Here is a 20,785-nt window from a genome sequence, read left to right on the forward strand (position 1 = left end):
TTCTACGTTATGGATAAGCCGCCTATGTTTTCTATAGGCCTCACAAAGTAGAACGAGATTGCGGAGTATGGCGGACACCGAGAATACGTTGAACGCGAACTTGTAGCTGTCGTATAGTTAAATATGTAGCCGGCAAATATGGGACCTACTTGCTTTGTGCAAAATAGGAATTAAGTGAAATTTTCAAATACTCGATTATCTTCTCACACGCTATTTCCAGAATGAAAGTAATCTATGGCAAACTGATCTTACTCAACGGACTACTAACAAAGATCTGTGTAGGAACTGGCACTAAACTCCAACTTTTCTATATTTAGACCGGGAAAAGCTCCAAGCTTCAACCATCATATCTCTGGGGTTGTCCAAGAACTTCAGTCCGTAACCCATCATAAGCAACTAACGAAACACAAACATCCTGACGAGGAGAAGCGCCACGTAATATCAAATCAACGTCTTCAGGAGAAGGAACCTTTTCCCGTTTAGATTCGGTACGACCGATCTTTATTCTATGTCGAAGATCTACGTCATTGTAAGATAGCCATCTACGAACACGGCCACGCCAATCACAGGAGTGACAACTATAGCAGCACCGCCTACTGGTACCAGACAGAGCCCCACAAGCCCCTACAGAAGCTCCTTCCCGTCAAGGAAAGGATTCTGAGGGAGAACAACTCCCTAAGCGGGGGCTTGGCTTTTCTCGAGGGCCTCCACAAGGAGGGAAAGGAAGGGGCCCACGTCGGTCACCACGCCGATTGCCTGGCTTGTACCCCGGTCGCTGAGCTTGGTCACCACTGCGGGGTTGATGTCCACGCAGGCGATCTTGACCCGGGAGCTCAGCATGTTCCCCACAGCGATGCTGTGGAGCGTCGAGGCTAGCATCACGACATAGTCGGCGTCCCTTACTAGCTCCCTGTACAGGCTCTGGGCCTCCACGGAGCTCTGGATCACCTCGGGGATGGGACCGTCGTCCCTTATGGAGCTGGCCAGCGCAAAGGGAATATTGTTCACGATAAGCTGATAGAAGATGCCCTTGTCAAGCTTCCCCTTCTCTACCATGAGCTTCATGGAGCCCGCCTTCATCACTTCGTTGATCGCTGCGATATGGTTCCTGGACTCCCTCCTACCGGAGACACGACCCAGCTCAACACCGAGGCTCGTGCCAAAAAGGGCACACTCCACGTCGTGGACAGCCAAAGCGTTCCCCGCGAGGATGGCATCGACGTAGCCCATCTGGATCATCTTCGCGAGAGCAGGCGAGGCTCCAGTGTGGACCACTGCGGGTCCCGCTACCACGACGATCTTGCCGCCTCTCTCAGAGGTCCTGCGGAGGTCTTCGGCGATGTTCTTGATTATCAGGGTGGAGGGTTTCTCGGAGGATGCATCGCTGGTCATGAACTCGAATATACCCATGCCCTCCCGGGGTCGCTCAGGGAGCCTTATTCGGATGCCCCGCTCCCCAGTCACCACAAGATCCCCCTTCTCAACCAGCCTGATAGGCTTACACCGGACCCTTCCAGTAATGGGATCCACGACTATTTGCTTGTCCATCATGAGTTCCTCAACCTCTACCCAGCGACCGCCTATGTAGACAGAGGTGGAGTGATGGGTGGTGGAGTAGAAGTCGTCGGGGAGCACCATGTCCCGGGGCGCTGGGGAGTAGCTTACCTCAAGGGTCTCAGGAACCGTGGCCCCGAAGCGGAAGACATTACTCAGTATCGAATCCAGATGCTCCTGACTCTCCCCATAGACATCGATCCGGGCGTAGCTTTGATCCTCCTTCCGCTTCCCCACGTTGAACTCAAGGATCTCGAAGGATCCCTGGAGGTCCATGATGGCGTCCAGTATCTTTGTCAGAATCATGGAGTCGATGAGATGTCCCTCAACCTCGATCAACTGGGAGAACGCATCAGTAATACCCAAGAGTACCCCTTGTTCCGGTTTTCATCGCGAACCCTGTATCCATCTGCAGGTTCATAAAGAATATCCACGGCAGAATCACATGTTCAAACGCGTGAATACATACAGCCAGGTGAAAATTGCGGTGATCACGCTCGGGAATATCGGATCGCCCGCATCCAGTAGATTTCCAAGGAGAAAAATGGGGAAAGCCCGAACAGGACTATCATGACCAACGCCAATCCCCGTACGACCTTCAGCACACCACGCCGCCTGTCACCGGATTCGTAGAAGAACTCCCCAGCTCCGAGGGCGTGGAGGATAACGCTGATCAGGAGGACCCAGTATCCGTAGAACACCCCCAATCGGCTCCTTATTCCTCGGTCGCCTAGCATTGGTTCATCACCATGCGAGGAGAGCAAATAAGTCATTAACGACCGCAGGAAAAGACACAGATTTCAGACTATAAGATCATCCTTCAATATCTCCGGATTGTCTCAGTGATCAATTCTCCAAAATTTATGATTATTCTACTAAACAAGGGTCCTGCTCTATCCATGAAAACTATTCCTCAATAACTCTTGAACGGGAGGATAACTCGCCTAAACCTATTGATTCTATAGATCTTTCTGCCCATCAAAAATGGAGAACTTTACCTTCTAAGTTAATACGAATACTTCTCAAACTAACCCTATCAAACAAGCCGACATAATTTAAAAAACATGAAAAAATTTGGTTTTGAATCATTGTTAGTGTTTGCTAACCATCCCTAATTACACACTACTCTGAATTATTGGTAAACCAAGTCTCTCAATGAGGCGCGCGCGTGCTCACTGTAGGAAACGCGTATACAACTTTAATGGAGTTAAATGTATCGCAGTCATAGCTCCTCATTCTGCAAAGTGTTCCCGCTCGGAGTTGAGTGTGTCCGGGATAGAGTTTAGGAGGGGCATCCTGACAAGAACATCCACGATAAGGGGGATGATGAAGACAAGGGCTGGATTAAAGTTCTCATAGATGTAGCCCCCAATGAGGATCGAGGGGATCCTTAGGAGGTTCTGGAAGAGGCTGACGAACCCCGTCCACCGTCCCCTGTACTCAGCAGGCACCATCTCCATGTTCATCATGTTGAAGGCGTTGGAGCTCATCATGATTCCCCTGCAACCCCAGGCCAAAAGGAGCATCCACGAGGTATCTATTGGGGAGAAAATTAGGAGAAGAGTGCTGAGGTAGTAGAAGGGACGGGTGATGAAGATTATGAACTTCCTTCCTCTGGTATCGGCCAGGTTTCCGATAGGAATGGCGAGGAGCATCGAGACGATGATGAATGAGGTCCCCATATAACCAATGGTGAGGGAGTTGGCCCCCTTGATCTCTGCAACGTAAACAAAGATGAAGGGCCTGCTCATCCCCATGGTGATGGAGCCCAGAGCCTGGACTAGGGCGAAACGTCCTAGGTTCTCCCCTGCTTCCAACATCTCTCTGAATTGACCTATCATTTTGTTTGTTTGGGCCTTCCCCATAGGCCTAGTGTCTTTTAGATTGCGGGCTACGTAGAAAGATATGACCGCGAAGCCGACGAGCTGGATGAAATAGAGAGGACGGATTCCATCAATGGATATACCCCCGGATAGGTAGACGAGGGCCCCCCCAATGGTAGGGGCAAAGATGGCAAGGACCTGTCTTAACATAGTTCTGATAGCGAATCCCGTGGCCCTGTTGTGGTCGGTGAGGCTATTAGCGATAATTATATTCTGTATTCTGAAGACTAGGGTCATAGTGAGAGTGCCAAAGATTATTGCCGTAAAGATCCACTGCCAATTTTTAGCGAAGGCGTAGCATATGATTGAGATGAGTTGAAGGGACATCCCGAGGATCATGATTCTCTTGAGGCTGTAGACATCGGATAGCCACCCGGCCGGGATTGACACTATGGCGCTGGCTCCGGCCCCCACCGCCCTGACGACGCTGAGCTGGATGGGCGTAGCGCCGAGCTCTACAATATAGATGTTGGTAAAGTTTTCTACCATCTGCCGAAGAAAGGTGGCTACTACGCTCCGAGTGAGGAGGATTTTGTAGTTGCTGGTCTGAGATTGCATAAAGTCACGGAGTCGTTTCAGGAACGCCAAATAATGTTCACTCGGAAAGTATTAGGAGGCATACCTCCTCTCTGTATATAACTGTAAATAGCTGCCGGGAGACTTTCTGCGAACTAAAGTCCCCACTGGGTAACCCAAAGTAGATATACAGCTATGAAAGTGGCTATATGCAAGGATACACCAGCCCGCTGAGTATCAGGAGAATTTCGGTTATAAAATGACTTTCATTCAGGCCCCGAAAGAGAACTACTGCCCAGGGATAGAGGATTTTGTAAGGCCAAGCGTTGCATATGAAGTCTGTGTCTCCTGTGGCGGCCGCGTCGAGATCTGGAGCGACGAGGAAACAGGAGAGTGCCTAGATTGCGGTGCAGAGGGAGGGAAGAAAGAGAAGACGCCTTCCTGCCTCGAGTACTGCGAATATGCAGACAAGTGTAATGGCATAATCATGATGAAGCGTGCTCAGATACCAAAATAGCTTCCTCACACGAAGAATTAAAGCTGAATCCCATGGAAAATGGTTTCTCTATGCGCGCTCAACCCCCTACTATCATATAATATATCCACGTTGAATGCTGTACTTGTAAGGCACATTTAACTCTAGAGGAGAATGCTGAGGCAATTAGAGGCTCTCAGACCCTAAGCCTTTTCTCTCAACTAGGATCTCGTTGATTTACACCCTCACTGACGAAAAGCGCTACGCGCGTGTGATTAAGGATAATACCCGCGGTTCCTATTTTTCCATGGGTTATGTGATGGATACAGTCGCTCTGGTAGGGTGCAAGGATAATTTCAAGGAGGCTCTAGAGAAGGCCATCAACCTCATAGGGGGCCTTGGGGATCTATGTTTCCCTTTAATCCTGAAGCCAAACATGTGCTCTGGGAAGGATGTTACGGGACATGCCAATGTAGAGGTGGGAGTCATAGGGGCCCTGGTGGACCGAATCCTCGAGGATAACCCAGAGGCATCACTTAGAATAGTTGAGTCTAACAGCGTTGGAAAGTTCGCGAATAAGGCCTTTACACGGTTCGGCTACAGGACCTACGTAGATGAGCTGAGTGACCGGGGGATTGACATCTCACTCCACAACCTGAGCAAAGAACCGTTGGTACCGACCGATTACGATGGCTACTATTTAAAGAGACCTGAAATGCCTAGCCTCCTAATGGATGCAGGGGGGCTCATCTCTGTAGCGTTGGCCAAGACCCATGGCCTCACCTTTGTGACGGGGGCGCTTAAGAATCTCTTCGGACTGCTCCCGAGTAAAGGGAAGGGGATCTATCATCCTGAGATCCACAAGGTGATATTAGATCTAAATCTGATATTTAGGAGTAGGTTGTCCCTCATTGATGGGAGGGTGGGACTAGAAGGTGTGGTGAAAGGAACCCCCCGGGAGCTGGGGTGCATTATTCTAGGAAGAAACCCTGCCTCGGTGGATGCTACGATGGCCCGGGTGATGGGTTTTGATCCCAGGAGAATCCGACACATAGTGGAGGCGGTTGGGCATGGGCTAGGGAGTCTGGACCCTGTGGTGGTAGGAAGCGACGTTGGGTCCCACGTGGTGGAGTTCAGGGAGGCTAAAGGATTGAAGGCCAACGCAGTGCTCGGGTGATGCTTTGCCTGCTACTAATTTACTTTTCCTCATCCGTGCTCATTAGTTGAGGAGGTTTGTGTCTTTGGCTTTCTTGTTTTATGATAACACTGGTGCACTTCTAATTTGTAAGTTCAGAATAATATAGGTATATCAGGGGAGTCTAACAATCCTCACGATTAGGTCATCTTCATCTCCAGGGACTCCTCTCCCGTCCCTGTTGCTGGTACAAAAGTAAATGTAGCCGTTGGGGTCTTGGGTGATGTCTCTGATCCTGCCCAGGGCTCCCTCGTAGAGGGCTGCGGTAGACTCGACACTGGTATAGTCGAGGGTTAGGGTGACCACCCTGATACTATTTCCCCTGAGGGTAGCTATGAGAAGCTTGTTCTGCAACTGGGGGTATCGACTGCCATGGTAGAAGGTGGCCCCAGAGGGGGCCCACGTGACCTTACCCGTGTGATAGAAGGGATCTATGTATCGGGGGTCGCCTCCGTCTCCCACGACATAAGGCCAACCGTAGTTGTTCCCGGGCTCTATGAGGTTTATCTCGTCGTGGGCGAAGCGGAGCCCTTCACCACTGGGACCGTGCTCTGTGGAGTAGAGGCTACCTGTCTCGGGATGCCATGTTAGGCCCTGAGGATTCCGGTTACCGTAGCTATAGACTAGGGAGCCAGGGAAAGGGTTGTCTCGGGGGACGGTGCCATCGGAGTTCATCCGCAGGATCTTACCTCCAAGGCTATCTAATTCCTGGGCCAGGGCGCCACTGAAAGTTTCCCCTGTGGTGGCATAGAGTTTGCCGTCTGGTCCGAATTTGATCCTTCCGCCGTTGTGGAAATCCCCCGCAGGAATGTGGTCTAGGATGATGGTCGGGTCAGTAAGGGCATTCCCTGAATCCGTATATCGGGATATACGGTTCCATCTTTTGCTCTCTTTGTCCCTATATGTGTAGTAGACATAGACATGCCGGTTCTCAGGGAAGTTGGTGTCTAACTCTATGCCAAGGAGACCCCCCTCGCGGCCGGCGCTAGCTGCTACATCAAGGGTTAGGAGTGTATGGATTTCGCCGTCCTGAATGACATTGACCCTGCCGGGGCGCTCCGTAAAATAGAGTGTGCCATCGGAGCTGAAGGTGAGGCTCCAGGGTGTCTCGAGTCCGCTAGCAATGATATCTAGGCCGTCCGAGGTGTCCCTAGGGTTGATGATTTGTGTTCTCGTGAGGACGAGCCCCAGCGCGATGATAGCGGCTGCCCCGATGATTATTCTGCGCTTCATGCTTCCTCCTCTGGAACGGCATTTCCCTGATCCTGTGCTCCCTAGTATTGTTTTTCTGAGAGGGGATTTAAAGGTTCATAAAGTAGACCTTTGCACCAGTTTTCAACCCCGGTCTGGTAGATACCGAGAGGAGATGGGTCGATACTTGTTGATTCAAGGCTCTCATTAGCTGGAACGCCTCGTCAATTGCTATCACCATAGCTCTCCCTCAGCTATTTGCTGCTTCATCCCCGGTGGCGTTCTCCACATAGTTTCAGCTAAAGTCAAAGTTGACCGACAAGTAATCACAGTTTCTCGCCCCATGGATTTTGTATATCGAAACGTGTATGTGTGGGCTTGAAGCTAAGTTGTCATAACATTGATAGAAATCACTGATACGAGTGAATTATAACTATACGAGCGCGCCGACCCACCCTGATTCCAGTCAGAAACACAAGTTGTTCCATAACCACGAAATATCAGAAAAAACGGTGCAACTCCGGAAACCATCTCATGAATCAAGCGCCGACCCGCTTCACACTCAGACTTAATAAGCCGTACAACCCCAAACCAATACCGAAAACATCATGCCCCAGACCATTCACGACACTATTACTGCCATTGCCAAACGCCGCGGCCTCTATTGGCCCAGCTTTGAGATCTACGGGGGAAAAGCCGGCTTCATCACCTATGGCGACCCCGGCACTAAGCTCAAACGGAATATCGAGGACTGTTGGCGCACCTACTTTACTAGTCGCCAGGATATCCTCGAGATCGAGGCCCCTCTTATCAACCCGTCCAGCGTATTCGAGGCCTCGGGACATATCGAGAACTTTAAGGAGCACAGCACCACATGCACTAAGTGCAGTCGCAGCTACAGGGCAGACCATCTTATCGAGGAGAAAACAGACCTAGAGAACGTCGAGGCCCAGGGTGGACCGGCTATCAACCATCTCCTCAGGGAGCACAAGATCAAGTGCCCCCGGTGCGGGGGGCAGCTCGCCGACCCCACTCGCATTCTCACTATGTTTGAGACACGGATAGGCTCTGTTAATGGAGAGACAGGCTACGCCCGCCCCGAGACTGCCCAGGGCATGTTTACCAACTTTAAGCGCGCATACCTTCACGCCCGGAAAAAGACCCCTTTTGGTATTGCCCAGAAAGGTAAAGTCCTCCGTAATGAGATCAGTCCTCGTCGAGGTATGACCCGCATCCGGGAGTTCACTATAATTGAGCTCGAACTATTCTTCGATCCAGAAAAGCCTGACTGCCCATTCATTAACGAGGTCGCAGACACCCCCATCAAGATCATCACAGAGAAGATGCTCGAGGACAACAACACAATGCCCTTCAACACCACAATTGCCAAGGCCCTCGAAGACGGTCAGATCCTTACACCCTGGCAAGCCTATTACATGGGCGTTAGCCAACGATTCATTACCAGCCTAGGGGTTCCACCTGGGAAACAGCGTTTCAGGGCCCACCTCCCAGAAGAGCGGGCCCACTATAGCGCCCAGACCTATGACCATGAGGCCCAGTTGGAGTGGGGATGGCTTGAGGTCGCCGGCCATGCCTACCGTACGGACTACGACCTTAAGGCCCACGCCGGGGTTCAGGAACCCACTATTCTCCGATTAGACGGCACCCGTTACGTTCCACACGTTGTGGAGCCAAGCTTCGGCCTCGACCGACTATTTTATACAACCCTCGAGCATGCTTACGAGCGCAGAGGCAAACGCAACATATTTCGGATACCTCGTAACATTGCCCCTACCAAAATCCAGGTCAACCCCCTCGTAACCCGGGATGGGCTGCCTAAACAGGCCCGCGTTCTCCACCAGACCCTCCGAGACCGCGGATACGCTGCGACCTACGACGAATCCGGAAGCATTGGCCGACGCTACGCCCGGGCAGACGAGATCGGCACACCCCTCAGCATTACTATCGATTATGACACCGAGGCACGCCAGTCCATCACCATCCGCGACCGGGACACCTGGGTTCAGGTACGCACCCCTATCGAGGCACTATTGAACAGGCTTAGAGACTATTTCGACGGCCGCCTCGAGATCCACGACCTTGGCGAGAAGATAGAAAAAGACTAACCCTCCCCCGCTGGTATTACAATAGGCGAAGGATCCCTGTCATCATCACGAACGCCTCCCCACGGAATCTAGGATTAGGATGCCCCCAACCTCCCCAAGGCGCCGGTCGAATTCCGCTAGGACATTCTCTAAGGTCACCTCGCACTCATCTTGGTTTTCCCCTTTCACTACAACGTCCACAGTGATCTCCTTCACCCGTGCGCGCTCTTCTGGGCCCTCCGGAGACGTTCCCGCATTCTTAATGTAGACATCAGGGTAATCCGCCTGCATCCCTCGATAAACTGGAAAAAAGTCCTTAAAAACTACCCGGGCTACGACCGTGTTTGCCACGAACCGTAACGCGGTCCCCCCCTCAATGAGGGGAGCCGCGTACGCGTCGAACATTGCCTTCATCTCCCCCGGGACCCCCGGGAAAGCCATGACTGTGGTATCTCCCTCTACTATCTCTATCCCTGTTGCCATCCCCACCACGTTCTCCAGCGCCCTGGATCCATCCACTATTCTAGCCATTCTCTCTACTCTAGTCGTGACTTGGATTCCTCTCTCCCTATACCTCCTCCGGATCCGCTCTACGGCCTGTTGGTCGAAAATCACTTTACGTCCTAGGGCGAGCCCGATTGCCACCATCGTCAGATCGTCCTTTGATGGCCCCAGCCCCCCCGTAAATATAATGAGGTCCGGCCTCCGTTCCAGAGCCTCTAATAATACTCCAGAGATCTCTCCTAAGTCATCCCCCACACTGGTCACCCGTCTCAGAGGAGCCCCTAGCTCCGCCGCCCTCCTCGCGATCCAGGCCGAATTCGTATCAACGATTCGCCCGAACAGGATCTCATCTCCCGTAGAGATCACCTCCACCCAGAATCCCTCTCCCCGCATGAATATCTCAACCGGGAATCATTGATATTATGCCTTTCTTCGGGGCTCAGCAGTGACCTAGAAGAGCCTCCGTCGCTTGGTTTGTCCTGTACACGATGAAATCATGGAACCCCAGTGCTTCCGCCTTTGTCATTCTCCCCGAGGCTATCTCAACTACCTCCTCGAAGATCCTTCTCCCCACTGAGTTTAGCGACTCCCCCCCGTCCAGAATTGTCCCCGCATTCACATCAATGTTATCTGAGAGATTCCTGTATGTCTCGGGATTTCCAGTCACCTTCAACACCGGGGAGATTGCATGGCCCGTCGTGGAGCCCCTCCCAGTTGTGAACACAACGACCTGTGCCCCCGCCGCTACCATGTGTGTTATTGAAGGCACATCCCATCCGGGACCGTCTTGGAGCCAGAGTCCAGACCGCCCTGGCGAGCCCAATCCCTCCCGGTCGTTCCTAAGCACCCCCTGAATGGGACGGGTGCCCCCCTTTCGGATAGCTCCCAGACTCTTCTCTTCGAGGGTGCTGAGCCCCCCATCCTGGTTCCCCTTAGACATGTACCTGCTATCAATGCCCATGGCCTGCAGTCGGGCCTCCTGCCTCTCTACCATATCCATGATATCCTTTGAAACTTCGCTGTTAACGGCCCGGAGGGCTAGGATGTGTTGGGCCCCTATCATTTCTTGGGTTTCTCCGAACATTACCTTCCCACCTCTATCAATAAGCTCATCCGCAGCGACACCCACGGCGGGGTTCGCGGCAAGCCCAGATGTGGCATCAGAGCCCCCGCACTCTACAGCAAGAGTTAGCTCCGACAAAGGGAAGGATTCCCTCTCAAGCTCCGCGACTTCCTTAGACATCCTACGGAGGATCCGAACACCCTTCTCCGTGGTCTTTATTGTGCCTCCCTCTTCCTGGATGATCAGGGTTTCCATGGGCTTCCCGGTTGACTTGATGCCCTTTGCAATGTTCTCACATGTTATGGATTCACAACCTAATCCGACAAGTAGTACTCCGGCAACGTTAGGGTTCTTTCCAGTGCCTATGAGAGCGTTCTCTATCATTGAGTCGCTTCCGCATCCGTGATGCTGGGTCACAGCGATAGCCCCCTCTACCTGAGCGGCGATCTTCCGAGCCGGCTCGATACTACAATCCATTGGAGTCAGCACCAAGAGATGGTTTCTGATCCCCACCGATCCGTCCTCTCGTCCATAGCCGTAGAACTCAGTCATGCCTTTGCCTCTTTTAGCCTTGATGTGGGAACCATGATGCTCTCCACGTTATGGGTGTGGATCCATTCACCTGTTTCAATGCTGGTTGATGCAATTCCGATGACTTCCCCGTATTTTCTGATGGCCTCCCCCCGAGAAAGATCTTTGAGTGCTATCTTGTGACCAATGGCAACATCGTCCAACGCCTCAGAACGTATTAGGATCGATCCCCCCGAGGACAGAACCTCAATATGTTCTCCCTTTGAGACCTCAGAGGCTACTGTAGCGACATTATCTTTATTATCTATCTGGATCGCTTTCGCCATCCCAATCACCCATATGGTCTGTATGGATGTAAGTAAATATACCGAGAAACCACCGCGTACGCGAGTGGGGGTCACACACCGATCTCGAACGCCCTTCGGTTTGTCTGGTTCGTTTAAAGGCTGATGGAGGTTAGAGGGAATCGAGCACTTTCTCCGGGATTCCAGAGGTTCCGTCTGGGAGCACTGCGACCCTAGACCCATGGTCGTGGTATTTCTCAAGCTCCTCGATAACATCGTCCCACTCCTTGATCCACGTGGTGGTTTCAGGGTTCCCAAGCCTCATCTCCTGACTCCTGTACCGTGGACCGTGGATGATGAGCCTAGCCCCTTTTCCAACTTCTCTTGCTTTCCCATTCCAGAGGCTGGAGCCGGTGAATTTGCCATGATGGTTGAAGAGCCAGTGGTTGATGTCTCCTTCGGGGTCCATGGCGATGAGAACCACTGTGCCGTCCTCAGTCACTGAGTTTAATGCAGGCCAGAATCCGAGGAAAGGCTCATTCTCCCTCATATAACTATTCACCACCACGATCTCAGCCTCAGGGGATTCACATCGATGCCATTTCATGGAGCCAGCCGCGGCCCTACGCTGGGTCGCCACAAAGTCCCCAGCGTGGACCTCGAGGGGATCCCTCTCTAAGTTTAGAACGGTGTCAACCTTAAAGTCAAGCCCTGCCATCCGCGCGGTTTCCTCGGCGTCGAGGCGCATAATGTTCCCCTCATTTTTCAAGTAGCCAGTAGTCTCGTGAGGTGTGAGATCAGGACCGAAGCCTCCGAGAGGGCCATGGTTGTGGCGGATCGTTACCATCCCGGCCACCCCTGGGCTGATGATCTTTCCTCCTCCGCTGAGTCCCATGAGCCTGTGGAATAGGGTGGTGCCAATCCCGATCTTGAGGTCACACCTCATTACCTCGCTGTTGACATATACAGGGGTACCGTAGCTAGTCTCCCCGAGGTAGTCAAGCATCTCGTAAGGGTTATGGTTATAACACTGGTACTCGTCCACGATCTCCTCCCCGAGCTTTTTCACGAAATCTAGGCGTCCATATGTTCCGTGGGTTCCCGGGGAGATAATGAAACGGATGTTGTCCCTGGGTATCTCTGCCTCGTTGAGGATCTCCAGAATAGGAACGGCGTACTGGTAAGACTTGGTAGGTCGTGTCATGTCGTCAATTATGATGACCACCTCTTGTGCCCCATCGGCGAGGCGCTTAAGTGTAGGCGATTCAACTGGGTTATGAATTGCAGCTCGGATCTCTTCTTGCGACATGCCAGGATGACCTTCACATGCCATTCTGCACCTTTTGATCTCCCATTTAGCCGGGAATGTCAGTGTCAGCGACTTATCCCCATGCCATTCAAGGCTCGGGAGGGTTACCTCTATTCTTTTCATGGTAGAACCCCTATTATCATTCACAGGAGTTTCACCCTACTTTAACCTTATCTGGGCCTTGGAAAACGTTATCAGCCTGAGGGGGATGATGGGGGTGGTGGACTATTTGGGAAACGAGCGTGAACTTTTGATGATTCCGGGACCAACTATGGTCTCCCCACGGGTTCTTAGAACCCTAGCAAAGCCCATCCTCAGCCACGTCAGTGGCGAATTCGTGGAAGGCTACGTTGAGGCCCTAAGGCTACAAAAAGAGCTCTTCGGCACGGATGGTACGCCTTTCATGCTTTCTGGCAGTGGAACCCTAGGGATGGAGGCCGCAATTGCCAATCTCGTGGAGAGGGGGGACAAAGTCCTCTGTATTGAAAACGGCTTCTTTGGGGAGAAATGGGAGGAGATCGTTGAGGCCCATGGTGGCGTCGTGGACAGGATCAGATTTGAGTGGGGCGAGGCCCTCGATCTCAAGCGGATCGAGGAGAAATTATCCTCCAACATTTACAAGGCATTCACCGTGGAGCACGTGGACACTTCCACAGGGATCGCAAACCGGATTGATAAGGTGGGGGAACTCGCGAAAAACACGGATGCTCTCTATATCGTGGATAGCGTTTGTGGTGTAGCGGGGATGCCTCTAAAGATGGATAAATGGAACATCGACTATTGCCTTACTGGAAGCCAGAAAGCGATCGCCGCCCCCCCAGGAACATCAATGTTCTGTCTCAATGAGAACGCGTGGACGGCTATTGACAGGCGAAAGACTCCTATTGACAACTATTACTGCAACCTTGCTAGGTGGAAGCCCGTCATGGAGAACCCAAGAGGCTACTTTGCTACACCAGCCACAGGTAACGTACTCGGGATGTTAGAGGCCCTAAGGATCATCCATGAGGAGGGGATCGAGGCTCGGTGGAGACGCCATGAGATCATCTCCGATGCCTTCAAGGCTGGAATTGAAGCCTTGGGTCTGGGGCAGTTCCCTGCGAAGGACTCGGAGGCCCACACCCTTTCAGTGCCCAAGATCCCAGCTGGGATCGACGACGGTGACATGAGAGGATTGATGAGGACCAAGTACGGGGTGATCATCGCAGGAGGTCTAGGGAAGCTCGGGGGTAAGACGGTAAGGGTAGGCCATATGGGCAACGTAACGAATAATGATATCATCGCGACCTTATCAGCCCTCGAAATGAGCCTCATGAAACTTGGCTATGATATGGAGCCCGGATCTGGTCTGGGTACAGCTGAAAAGATTCTCACTTCGCACAAAACCGAGGCTTGACGCCTCACTTTTCCTTTACAACTTTTCTAGATAAGCCAATACAAAGTCCTCCAGGTCTTGGCCTTGATTTTTCCCAATCTTGGACCTAACAAAACAACCATGAGCCAATCCCACCTGCTCCAAGATATCCTATAAGAGTTTTACGTCCTCGTTGGAAAATGGCTTTCCTAGTCCTGGATACTGGGATGGTTACCCCGACGTTCGCCATGACCATAGGGGAGGCAGCGAGCTGTGTGATGTATTATATTTGGTCTAAATCGCCTGGCTGCCAATCAAATCTCGTTCTCGGATGAGGGAACTGCTGAAGCCTCGCGCGCTGCTCCATGTCTAAGAGGGAGATGTTAAGGGACTCAGACAGGCGTATCACGCTGTGGATATCCTGGGAAACCGGGACGCTTACATCCTGGCGGATGCTATCCATGAAGCCCCTAGATGGATCAATCAATCCTTATCGTCCACTTCTAACGATTGATTCCTCTCAACCAAACTGGGCCCGGGTCAGGTGATGTCTGGAGGGATTTTCTTAAAATAGTAAACTCGAAGGCCTCAGACATGCTTGTAATCAGATCCAATCCTATAGGTACTAGACTCAGGTGTCCAGGACGACCCTGAGGTTCCAGCCTTCATCCGTCTGCTCAATTTTCATCATGTGAAAAGTGACTGCCTTTATTGCGATTCCTTGGGTATGGCGAGTCAGGTCAAAGGACTCACCGTGACAGACCGCCTTGAGGGTAAATCTTTCCTGGTCGATCTCCAAGTCAAAACCCGAGAATACAATAAGGTCTATCTCCTGAAGGTATAGAAGCTCATCTAAGAAGTTGAAGAGGAGGGCCTCAAGATCGTGTCCTTCTACCTCGAATTCTCGAGTCTCATTTCTGCTGATCCCCTCAATGGGGGTGATCGCGTTGAACAGCGCGATTGCGGACTGCTGGAAGACGTCGTCCAGAGTCCCTCCCCATGCATCAACTGTGAGATCAGCTGTGGGACCATCCTCGGCATAGCTAAAGCCTGGTGTCATTCCCACTCTATTGTAGCGGGTGGTTTATGAGTGATGTCATAAACAACCCGGGTGACCCCTGGGATAGAGTTGGTTATACGGGTAGATATTCGCTCTAGGACTTTCCAGGGGGCCTTGGAGAAGTTCGCGGTCATCCCGTCGACGCTCTCCACGATGCGGACTGCGCAGGTGAGGCCGTAGTCTCTTTCGTCCCCCTTAACCCCCGTGCTTCTGGTGTTCGTGAGGATGGCGAGATACTGCCAGGCAGAATCCCTGAGGCTTGAGGTCTCTACTTCTTCACAAACTATTGCATCGGCCAGTCTTACGGCTTCAACCTTCTCTAAAGTAACCTCCCCTATGATCCTTATGGCAAGGCCGGGTCCCGGGAAGGGAGGCCGCTCGATTATGAAGGGAGGCATGTTGAGGCGGGCTCCGAGGGCTCGGACTTCATCCTTATAAAAGTCTCGGAGGGGTTCGATGATCCCTTTGAACTTGATATCTGAAGGGATGCCACCGACGTTGTGGTGGGTTTTAATTGTGTCTGATCCGCTACGAAAGCCTGACTCTATCCGGTCAGGGTAGATAGTGCCTTGGATTAGGTACTCTGCGCCGGTGCGCATCGCCTCGGCCTCGAAGACCCGGATGAACTCCTCCCCAATGATCTTTCGCTTCTCCTCGGGGTCTAAGACTCCCTTAAGTTTCTCTAGGAAGCGCTCCTGGACCCTCGCCACGACGAGATCGACCCCCATCTTGTTGAAGGTCTTCTCAACGGCGTCGGATTCGTTCATTCTCATGAGGCCGTGGTCTACATGGACCGCGACAAGCCTGTCCCCTATGGCTTTGGCTGCAAGGGCAGCGGCAACGCTGGAGTCAACTCCGCCACTCAGGGCAATGATGGCACTTGAATTTCCTATGGTGTCCTGGATCTCCTTGACAGCCGTCTCTATAAAGTCGGCGGGCCTCCAGTTCCGTTCGCTCTGGCAGATGTCAAGGAGAAAGTTCCGGAGCATATGTTTCCCCTTGTTGGTGTGAACTACTTCGGGATGCCACTGGAGGCCGTGGAGGGGCTTCGTCCTGTGCATGAATGCCGCCACAGGGGAGGTCCGAGTGTGGGCGAGAACCTGGAAATTCTCAGAGAGACTGAAGACGGTGTCACCGTGGCTCATCCAGACCTTTTCTACCGGGTCCAGTCCATTTAGGATTCCGATTGGAAAATCGATGGTGGCCTCTGTGATACCGTACTCCCTCTGCTTTCCTCGTCGAACATCGCCATCATGCATGTGGGCCATAAGCTGGTGGCCATAGCAGAGGCCAAGGACTGGGACTCCAGTCTCTAGGATTCCATCGCTCAGTCTAGGCGAGTCCTTAATACTGAGGCTGGCAGGGCTCCCGGATAGGATGATTCCCTTGAGGTTCATTACGTCCTGGAGCTTGTTGAGCTCCGAAATGGTGGCGTCGTATGGGAGGATCTCGGAGTAGATGTTCATCTCCCTGACCCTGCGGGCAATAAGATGGCAATACTGGCCGCCAAAGTCCAAGATGGCGATGCCGTCTGGTTTCCCTAGCTTGGAGGTCCCCATATGGTTACTCCCTTTCGAAGGCGCATTAATTGGTTTCGTTGCATGTTTAAATATACTTTACACGGAGGTGAACCCTTTAACCATCCTAGGCTAGACTATTTCATAATATGAGGCTTTTCGTTCCCGCCTATGAGTGGTACGGCTGGGAGGATGTAGCGCTCGAGTTTCCTGAGTCTTGGGATGTTAGGGAGATCAGGATGGAAGGCCACAACGAAAAGTCTCTCAATGGAGGTGATCTAGCCAAGAGGTTGAGACGTCCCGTTGGAACTCCGCCCCTCAGCGAGCTCGCCCGCGGTAAGAAAAGGTGTGCCATTGTCTTCGATGGCATGACCCGGCCCACTAAGGTCTTTCAGATGCTCCCCGCGGTCCTTAGTGAGTTATGGGAGGGGGGTATTGAAGACGATCACATCGTCTTCATGATGGCGAGCGGGGCCCAATCGGGGCCGATGCTCTTCGACTTCCAGAAAAAACTGGGAGCGGAGATCCTGAAGAAGTATTTGGTTTTCAACCATAACCCTTATGATAATCTGGTAGAGCTCGGGGAGACCAGTAACGGGAGCCCAATTCACATCAATAAAGAGGTGATGGGATGCGACCTCAAAGTCACTATTGGGGCCCTATTGCCACATCTCGGTTACGGCTTTAGCGGTGGCTCCGAAATGATCCTTCCGGGGATCGCTGGCATCGAATCCATCATCCACAATCACCGGATCAGGGAAGGGACGGGATCTGGGAGCGTTGAAGAGAACATGAGGAGGCTAGATTCAGAGGAGACCGCGAGAATGGTTGGGGTTGACTTCGTTGTTAATGCCATCCTGAACGCCCGGTGCGACGTCTCGGATCTAGTCTGCGGGGATGTTGTCAATGCCCACAGAGAGGCGGTAAAACGGGCCCGTAAGCATTATGTTACACAGCTCTGGCACGGGGCTGATGTAGCGATAGGGAACGGCTACCCTATGGCCAACGAGGGTTACACGGCTTATAGGATCGCCGAGGAGTCCGTTCGGGACAAGGGGGACCTCGTGTTTCTCCTTTATACCCCAGAAGGATGTAGGGTCAACTATTATAACGGGCGTTTCGGGACGGAATATGGGGGGAGGGGATGGAGACCTGACATCTACATCAAACAGCCCTGGAAGATGAATAGAGTGTTAGTGGTTGCCCCCGAGATCCAAAAGTCGGACGGGTGCTACTACGGGAATGGCTCTGTCTGGGTAAATGACTGGAGGATTGCCCTGGAGCATCTCATGGACAGGAACGGTAGGGATGCCAAGATCGCCGTCTATCCTACGGCGGCGATGCAGATCTCGGAGAGGATCTCCAAACAAAGAATCTAGTTCGCCTAACTCAAAACTTGTGTGGCTTTTTTATGCGGTTCATCATAAGGATAAAGACGTCACTCCACCGTCGCTGGCGTAGACGCCACCATAGGGAAGGTGAGTTTCACCAGATCCCCGTCCTCCAACCCAAACCTTTTCCGGAGCTCAATCGGAGCGATTACCTCCATCACCGACAGGTCGTACCTAGACCGATCTGCCACGATTAACGCTCCATCCACCACCCCATTCACCATCAACGGATAACACTGGGCACCCCCGAAAGCCCGATCCTCAGATTGGAACCCCTTTAAAATCACCACAGGCCATCCCTCCAACGCCAGCCTAGACCCCCGGTAATCCCCTACTAACCGCACGTTTAAGGTCCCCGGGAAAGGATTAAACCCTAACAACTCCCGGATCTGATCTCGATAACCGGGCTGAGAGATATAGTAGCCCCCCTGATACATGCCACTGAAGATCGCCCCCTCAAACTCGATATCCCCTACGCCTCCCTCAAGTCCCTCTCTCAACCCGTAATAGACCTCCTCAAGTCTTCCCAGACCATCCCCTGTGATCCTGATCGTACTACTCCCAAAACCTCTCTGCCTCACTACCAACCCCCGCTCCTCCAACAACCGCAACCGCCGAGAAGAAGACTGTTGAGATACCCCCATCACCACCGCAAGCTTCCCCGTTGAGACCTGTACTCTACCAGCACCAGCTCCTAGCCTAAATAGTTTGTATAGCGTGAACCAGAGAAACGGCTTTAACGACAAACAATCGACCAGACAAATAAACGGGTAGAACGATAAAAACCCTACCCGTAAACGGGTAGGCTATCCCTTCGCCACAGCCACAGGCACGGACATCATCACCTTACGCCCGATCCCCAAACGGTGACTCACATCTGCTACTCTATGCACGTCCTTATAGCTTCCTGGGCTCTCTTCTTCTACTATCCGCCCACTCGCAGCTTTTACAACGATCCCCTTGCGCTTCAACTCCTGGACGATGCTCCGGGCGTCGAATCGTCTCCGGGCTCCCGTCCTCGACATCACCCGCCCTGCACCATGAGCAGTACTCGCGAACGAGATCTCCTCACCCCGTTCCGTACCCTTCAACAAGTAACTTGCAGTCCCCATAGTCCCTACCAAGAGCACTGGTTGACCTACCGACCTATAATCCCTAGGCAGATCGTCCCTACCAGGCCCGAACGCCCGAGAGGCCCCCTTACGGTGCACCATGAGATCCATACGTTTTCCATCCACAACGTGCTCTTCCTTCTTTGCCGTATTATGTGTCATCCCATACACCAAGTCCATCCCCATACTGTCCGCAGATCGTCCCATCACCTCTTCGAAGGCTTGCCTTACACGATGCATGATGATATGCCTGTTCAGGAACGCCCAGTTCACCGCGCAACTCATAGCTTCGTAATAGTCATCCGCCTCCCTACTTCCCAGTGGAGCGCACCCTAGCTCCCGCACCGGGATTTTGAGTCCATGATTCCTCACAGCCCGATCCATCACTCGGATATAATCCGACGCAACTTGATGTCCAAAACCCCTAGAACCCGTATGAACCCAGACCACGATCTGATCCCGTTCCGTGATGCCAAATGACTTTGCCGCCTTTTCATCTAATACATCTTTGACTCGGGCAATTTCTAGGAAATGGTTACCGGCACCCAACGTTCCTAACTGTGTCGAGCCCCGTTTCATGGCCCTAGGCGAGACCTTTTCCGGATTGGCCTCCTCCATACAGCCCCCCTCCTCCAGATGCACCGAGTCACCCTCCCATCCAAAGCCCTTTCCAATCGCCCAGTTTACCCCCTCGGAGACCGCTCTAGCAAGTTCACGGACTGAGAGACGGACATCACTTCCCACACCTACTCCACAGGGGACCAACTGAAAGATCCTCTCAATGAGTTTCCGGGCAACGGGTTTAATCTCATCATAGGTTAGATCCGTTCTCATCAGCCTGACGCCGCAGTTAATATCATACCCTACACCCCCTGGCGTGATAACCCCCTCGTCCAGATTGAAACCTGCCACTCCCCCGATAGGGAACCCATATCCCTGATGCCCATCAGGCAAAATGATACCATACTTTTGGATCCCCGGAAGCTGAGTAATATTAATCCCCTGATATAACGTCTCATCTCGTTTCATCCCGTCCAGAAGAGACTCATCCGCATAGATCCTAGCGGGCACCTTCATATACCGGTTATACTCCACAGGGACCTCCCATGTCTGGTCGTTAATCTTCTTAATTGGTACCTCCATAAGGGTCAAGCCCCATATTCTCCGAGAGGATAATAAGACTTTTTTGGTGTGGATACCAATAATTCTAGAGAGATGCAACTCAGAATAGTTAGGAGAATCCCCCTTAGAGAGGTTATCGACAAAATAGAACAGTACGAAATACAATTTGGATCGAGCCTCGACGACTTGTCAAACCAATTCGCAAAGAGAACCTTTGATTCAGAGGCTTTCGACATCTACGTGGAATGGATAGCCATGGAATACGCTCTTGGGGCCTACGTAGAGGGCGAAGCATTCGACTATCTCACCGAAGAGATTCTAGAACTTGGACCCCAAGACCTCTCAAAACTCACCCCGAAGAGGCTTGAACTCCTAGACCTAATGTCAAGGCACAATGCAGATTCCATAAACGGGCTCGCGTCGAGCATCGGGAGAGATGTCAAAAATGTCTACAACGACCTCAAGACCCTAGAGAGCCTCGGATTTATCGCGCTAGTTAAGGACGGACGCCGGATGATCCCAGACCTCCTAGTGAAAGAGATCACATTCTTGACATGGTAGTTCAGACCTATCACCATTAAACGCGTGCATAAGTTCTTCATCTATGGTCCTCTGCGGT

20 protein-coding genes are annotated in these 20,785 nt (G+C 52.3%); 6 read left to right on the forward strand and 14 right to left on the reverse strand.

Annotation, left to right across the window (positions count from 1 at the left end):
* Window positions 1–675: 675 nt before the first annotated feature.
* From QGG23_01205 to QGG23_01215, 3 genes are all read right to left on the reverse strand, one after another.
* Window positions 676–1,920, reverse strand: a complete 1,245-nt coding sequence (locus tag QGG23_01205; protein MDP6048055.1) for a TIGR00300 family protein — start codon at window positions 1,918–1,920, stop codon at window positions 676–678.
* Window positions 1,921–2,045: 125 nt separating this feature from the next.
* Window positions 2,046–2,291, reverse strand: coding sequence for a hypothetical protein (locus QGG23_01210; protein MDP6048056.1), 246 nt, complete (start codon window positions 2,289–2,291; stop codon window positions 2,046–2,048).
* Window positions 2,292–2,786: 495 nt separating this feature from the next.
* Window positions 2,787–4,025, reverse strand: coding sequence for an MFS transporter (locus QGG23_01215; GenBank protein MDP6048057.1), 1,239 nt, complete (start codon window positions 4,023–4,025; stop codon window positions 2,787–2,789).
* Between the two features lie 187 nt (window positions 4,026–4,212).
* On the opposite strand from QGG23_01215, the gene QGG23_01220 reads away from it, so the two are divergent.
* Together QGG23_01220 and QGG23_01225 are read left to right on the forward strand one after the other, a co-directional pair.
* Complete coding sequence (locus tag QGG23_01220) at window positions 4,213–4,470, forward strand: phosphohydrolase (protein MDP6048058.1); 258 nt, start codon at window positions 4,213–4,215, stop codon at window positions 4,468–4,470.
* A 277-nt stretch (window positions 4,471–4,747) separates the two neighbouring features.
* Window positions 4,748–5,605 (forward strand): DUF362 domain-containing protein, encoded by an 858-nt coding sequence (locus tag QGG23_01225; GenBank protein ID MDP6048059.1) that lies wholly within the window; start codon window positions 4,748–4,750, stop codon window positions 5,603–5,605.
* 132 nt (window positions 5,606–5,737) lie between these two features.
* Here the strand turns inward: QGG23_01225 and QGG23_01230 are convergent, their stop codons facing one another.
* Both QGG23_01230 and QGG23_01235 read right to left on the reverse strand, forming a co-directional pair.
* Entirely contained in the window at window positions 5,738–6,856 is a 1,119-nt protein-coding gene (locus tag QGG23_01230) for a PQQ-dependent sugar dehydrogenase (GenBank protein ID MDP6048060.1), read from the reverse strand.
* A gap of 67 nt (window positions 6,857–6,923) precedes the next feature.
* Window positions 6,924–7,055, reverse strand: a complete 132-nt coding sequence (locus QGG23_01235; protein ID MDP6048061.1) for a hypothetical protein — start codon at window positions 7,053–7,055, stop codon at window positions 6,924–6,926.
* 367 nt (window positions 7,056–7,422) lie between these two features.
* Between QGG23_01235 and glyS the strand changes: the two genes are divergently transcribed.
* Window positions 7,423–8,940 (forward strand): glycine--tRNA ligase, encoded by a 1,518-nt coding sequence (gene glyS / locus QGG23_01240; protein MDP6048062.1) that lies wholly within the window; start codon window positions 7,423–7,425, stop codon window positions 8,938–8,940.
* Window positions 8,941–8,985: 45 nt separating this feature from the next.
* Here the strand turns inward: glyS and QGG23_01245 are convergent, their stop codons facing one another.
* From QGG23_01245 to QGG23_01260, 4 genes are all read right to left on the reverse strand, one after another.
* Window positions 8,986–9,816, reverse strand: a complete 831-nt coding sequence (locus QGG23_01245; GenBank protein MDP6048063.1) for a competence/damage-inducible protein A — start codon at window positions 9,814–9,816, stop codon at window positions 8,986–8,988.
* A gap of 46 nt (window positions 9,817–9,862) precedes the next feature.
* The gene (locus QGG23_01250; GenBank protein ID MDP6048064.1) at window positions 9,863–11,038 is read right to left on the reverse strand and encodes a UxaA family hydrolase; all 1,176 of its coding nucleotides are present in this window, start codon (window positions 11,036–11,038) and stop codon (window positions 9,863–9,865) included.
* A complete protein-coding gene (locus QGG23_01255; GenBank protein MDP6048065.1) occupies window positions 11,035–11,343 on the reverse strand; it encodes a UxaA family hydrolase in 309 nt (102 codons plus the stop codon). The genes QGG23_01250 and QGG23_01255 overlap by 4 nt, the downstream gene beginning before the upstream one ends.
* A 130-nt stretch (window positions 11,344–11,473) precedes the next feature.
* Entirely contained in the window at window positions 11,474–12,733 is a 1,260-nt protein-coding gene (locus QGG23_01260) for a lactate racemase domain-containing protein (GenBank protein ID MDP6048066.1), read from the reverse strand.
* On the opposite strand from QGG23_01260, the gene QGG23_01265 reads away from it, so the two are divergent.
* The gene (locus QGG23_01265) at window positions 12,732–14,006 is read left to right on the forward strand and encodes an alanine--glyoxylate aminotransferase family protein (protein ID MDP6048067.1); all 1,275 of its coding nucleotides are present in this window, start codon (window positions 12,732–12,734) and stop codon (window positions 14,004–14,006) included. The genes QGG23_01260 and QGG23_01265 overlap by 2 nt on opposite strands.
* Before the next feature lie 241 nt (window positions 14,007–14,247).
* Here QGG23_01265 and QGG23_01270 read toward each other — a convergent pair whose 3' ends face one another.
* From QGG23_01270 to guaA, 3 genes are all read right to left on the reverse strand, one after another.
* Complete coding sequence (locus QGG23_01270; protein ID MDP6048068.1) at window positions 14,248–14,451, reverse strand: hypothetical protein; 204 nt, start codon at window positions 14,449–14,451, stop codon at window positions 14,248–14,250.
* A 144-nt stretch (window positions 14,452–14,595) separates the two neighbouring features.
* Window positions 14,596–15,024, reverse strand: a complete 429-nt coding sequence (locus QGG23_01275) for an archease (protein ID MDP6048069.1) — start codon at window positions 15,022–15,024, stop codon at window positions 14,596–14,598.
* Entirely contained in the window at window positions 15,021–16,583 is a 1,563-nt protein-coding gene (gene guaA, locus QGG23_01280; protein MDP6048070.1) for a glutamine-hydrolyzing GMP synthase, read from the reverse strand. The genes QGG23_01275 and guaA overlap by 4 nt, the downstream gene beginning before the upstream one ends.
* 107 nt (window positions 16,584–16,690) lie before the next feature.
* On the opposite strand from guaA, the gene QGG23_01285 reads away from it, so the two are divergent.
* A complete protein-coding gene (locus QGG23_01285) occupies window positions 16,691–17,920 on the forward strand; it encodes a lactate racemase domain-containing protein (GenBank protein ID MDP6048071.1) in 1,230 nt (409 codons plus the stop codon).
* Window positions 17,921–17,979: 59 nt separating this feature from the next.
* Here QGG23_01285 and QGG23_01290 read toward each other — a convergent pair whose 3' ends face one another.
* Window positions 17,980–18,678 (reverse strand): CTP-dependent riboflavin kinase, encoded by a 699-nt coding sequence (locus QGG23_01290; protein ID MDP6048072.1) that lies wholly within the window; start codon window positions 18,676–18,678, stop codon window positions 17,980–17,982.
* A 60-nt stretch (window positions 18,679–18,738) separates the two neighbouring features.
* Window positions 18,739–20,187 carry an RtcB family protein gene (locus QGG23_01295; GenBank protein ID MDP6048073.1) on the reverse strand — a complete coding sequence of 483 codons (1,449 nt, stop codon included), beginning with the start codon at window positions 20,185–20,187 and terminating at the stop codon, window positions 18,739–18,741.
* A 72-nt stretch (window positions 20,188–20,259) separates the two neighbouring features.
* Between QGG23_01295 and QGG23_01300 the strand changes: the two genes are divergently transcribed.
* The gene (locus tag QGG23_01300) at window positions 20,260–20,727 is read left to right on the forward strand and encodes a hypothetical protein (protein MDP6048074.1); all 468 of its coding nucleotides are present in this window, start codon (window positions 20,260–20,262) and stop codon (window positions 20,725–20,727) included.
* Window positions 20,728–20,785: the final 58 nt, after the last annotated feature.

Source organism: Candidatus Bathyarchaeota archaeon (assembly GCA_030739585.1).
Lineage (GTDB): Archaea > Thermoproteota > Bathyarchaeia > TCS64 > TCS64.

Bases quoted from the DNA above. Each gene is read 5' to 3' on its own strand.
- QGG23_01210 (MDP6048056.1), bottom strand. From the start codon at position 2,291: ATGCTAGGCGACCGAGGAATAAGGAGCCGATTGGGGGTGTTCTACGGA.
- QGG23_01220 (MDP6048058.1), top strand. From the start codon at position 4,213: ATGACTTTCATTCAGGCCCCGAAAGAGAACTACTGCCCAGGGATAGAG.
- QGG23_01225 (MDP6048059.1), top strand. From the start codon at position 4,748: ATGGATACAGTCGCTCTGGTAGGGTGCAAGGATAATTTCAAGGAGGCT.
- QGG23_01230 (MDP6048060.1), bottom strand. From the start codon at position 6,856: ATGAAGCGCAGAATAATCATCGGGGCAGCCGCTATCATCGCGCTGGGG.
- QGG23_01235 (MDP6048061.1), bottom strand. From the start codon at position 7,055: ATGGTGATAGCAATTGACGAGGCGTTCCAGCTAATGAGAGCCTTGAAT.
- glyS (MDP6048062.1), top strand. From the start codon at position 7,423: ATGCCCCAGACCATTCACGACACTATTACTGCCATTGCCAAACGCCGC.
- QGG23_01245 (MDP6048063.1), bottom strand. From the start codon at position 9,816: ATGCGGGGAGAGGGATTCTGGGTGGAGGTGATCTCTACGGGAGATGAG.
- QGG23_01250 (MDP6048064.1), bottom strand. From the start codon at position 11,038: ATGACTGAGTTCTACGGCTATGGACGAGAGGACGGATCGGTGGGGATC.
- QGG23_01255 (MDP6048065.1), bottom strand. From the start codon at position 11,343: ATGGCGAAAGCGATCCAGATAGATAATAAAGATAATGTCGCTACAGTA.
- QGG23_01265 (MDP6048067.1), top strand. From the start codon at position 12,732: ATGGTAGAACCCCTATTATCATTCACAGGAGTTTCACCCTACTTTAAC.
- QGG23_01260 (MDP6048066.1), bottom strand. From the start codon at position 12,733: ATGAAAAGAATAGAGGTAACCCTCCCGAGCCTTGAATGGCATGGGGAT.
- QGG23_01275 (MDP6048069.1), bottom strand. From the start codon at position 15,024: ATGACACCAGGCTTTAGCTATGCCGAGGATGGTCCCACAGCTGATCTC.
- guaA (MDP6048070.1), bottom strand. From the start codon at position 16,583: ATGGGGACCTCCAAGCTAGGGAAACCAGACGGCATCGCCATCTTGGAC.
- QGG23_01285 (MDP6048071.1), top strand. From the start codon at position 16,691: ATGAGGCTTTTCGTTCCCGCCTATGAGTGGTACGGCTGGGAGGATGTA.
- QGG23_01295 (MDP6048073.1), bottom strand. From the start codon at position 20,187: ATGGAGGTACCAATTAAGAAGATTAACGACCAGACATGGGAGGTCCCT.
- QGG23_01300 (MDP6048074.1), top strand. From the start codon at position 20,260: ATGCAACTCAGAATAGTTAGGAGAATCCCCCTTAGAGAGGTTATCGAC.